Below are 2,101 nucleotides of genomic sequence, written 5' to 3' on the forward strand. Positions count from 1 at the left end.
TAAAACATCAGTAGTGTAATCAATAAACCTAAAAGCGTGATCAGTAATATCGGAATCGTTAAAGTAATACCGGTTTTAAAATAAGTCCCCCATGAAATGTTGACGCCTTTTTGGGACAATACATGCAGCCACACAAGGGTTGCAAGCGAACCGATCGGTGTAATTTTCGGGCCGAGATCGGATCCGATGACATTGGCGTAAATGAGTGCTTCCCGAATAGCTCCGGAAGTATGCGTTTCTGCAATTGCCAATGCATCCACCATTACAGTCGGCATATTATTCATGATGGATGAGAGAAAGGCTGCAATATAGCTCATTGCAATTGTGCCGATGAACAATCCCTTTTCGGTTGAAGCCTCGATAACACCGGCTAATGCTGTAGTGAAACCGGCATTTCCCAAACCGAATACAACAACATACATTCCGATTGAAAAGAAAACGATACTCCACGGTGTACCTTTTATGACAGCCCTTGTATCAATTGCATTGCTGCGTCCCGCCATGATAAGGAAGAAAACTGCAATGGTACCGGCGATCAACGAAACCGGAATATGGATAAATTCACTCGCTAAATAACCGGCCAGCAAAATCCCCAATATATACCAGGACATGCGGAACATTTTCAGATCACGAATGGCTAATGCAGGTTCCTTCAGCTTTGATAAATCGTACTGTCTCGGGATGCTTTTCCGGAAATAGATCAGCAACACTGTAATCGTTGCAGCCAGTGAAAAAAAGTCGGGAATGATCATCCTTAGTGCATAATCGACAAATGGAATATGGAAAAAGTCTGCCGACACGATATTCACCAGATTGCTGACAACAAGTGGCAGTGAAGTCGTATCTGCGATAAAACCGCTCGCCATAACAAACGGAAAAATCATTTTCTCTTTAAAATTTAAGTTTCTGACCATCGCCAGCACAATCGGCGTCAAGATTAATGCGGCCCCGTCATTGGCAAAGAAGGCGGCAACAACTGCTCCTAAAATACTGATGAAAACAAACATTTTAATGCCATTGCCCTTCGCAATCCTCGCCATATGTAATGCTGCCCATTCAAATAATCCAATTTCATCCAAAATTAAGGATATGAGGATAATGGCGACAAAAGATAGGGTAGCGTTCCAAGTAATATGGATGACCTCAATGACATCGTTAAAACTGACTACTCCTGTAATAAGCGCTAAAACTGCCCCTCCCATCGCCGGCCAGCCGATCGACAACCCCTTTGGCTGCCAAATGACAAACACTAATGTTGCAATAAAAATCATAACGGCTAATAACAATGTACCTGACAAACTGATGACCCCCAAATTAACAGCAAGAATTCCCTATACTTAACCTTTTCATTTCATGTAACTTCTCGTTTTGAGCCGGCAATTGATCGAGTATCTGTTTTACAAAAGGATAATACTCGTTGCTTTTTCGGATGGAATAGTAAACCCACTGCCCTTTCTTCTCTTCCTGCACCAATCCCATATCTTTTAACTTGCGAAGATGCTGGCTGACGGCAGGCTGGCTCATCTGAAACATTTCAACAAATTCACAGACACAGCAAGTTTCGCCATCAAGGATTTTCATCATCGACAGCCGGGTTTTATCCCCTAATAATTTTAAAATCGCAGCTGCGTTATCTAATTCAATCAGCGTATTTAACATCGGATTCGCCTCACTTATGAGTTTCTTATATTAATATATAACTATATACTTATATATGCAACAAAAAGTTAAATGTAAAACATATATTCCAACTTTACATCGTGAAAATAAATCATCCTTTTTTTATAGGGCGTTCATATTTTATTATTTCAAAGAAGACAAAATGGAATCATTAAGGCAGAAAAAGTTGTACAGAATTGGGACCAAGCAAAATGCAATCGAATGGTATGTGTCAAATTTTTCTCGACATCGTTTAAAAATCAGTAATTTCCAGACACTCTCGTATAATAAGTTTCGATCCTACTAAATGAGTCAATTTCCAGTTGAATGATTGTTCTTTGACAAGTGCACCTTTGATGTTTTCGGGGCGAGCCCCGAAAACATCAATTTGGGACTTGGGCGTTTCGTGATGTTCCTAGATAGAGTGAGTCAAGTTTTTGCA

General features: G+C 40.4%; 2 protein-coding genes. Both read right to left on the bottom strand.

Features of this window, described 5'->3' with window-relative positions; genetic code table 11:
- Positions 1–1,271: arsenic transporter (locus tag GBH70_RS16315; protein ID WP_151682003.1), on the bottom strand; the 1,271-nt coding region annotated here is incomplete at its 3' end.
- Between the two features lie 43 nt (positions 1,272–1,314).
- The gene (locus tag GBH70_RS16320; protein WP_151682002.1) at positions 1,315–1,659 is read right to left on the bottom strand and encodes an ArsR/SmtB family transcription factor; all 345 of its coding nucleotides are present in this window, start codon (positions 1,657–1,659) and stop codon (positions 1,315–1,317) included.
- Positions 1,660–2,101: the final 442 nt, after the last annotated feature.

Origin of the sequence: Weizmannia acidilactici (assembly GCF_008974225.1) — a bacterium.
GTDB lineage: Bacteria > Bacillota > Bacilli > Bacillales > Bacillaceae_C > Weizmannia > Weizmannia acidilactici.

Coding starts and splice junctions, on each gene's coding strand:
- GBH70_RS16320 (WP_151682002.1), bottom strand. CDS start 1,659: ATGTTAAATACGCTGATTGAATTAGATAACGCAGCTGCGATTTTAAAA.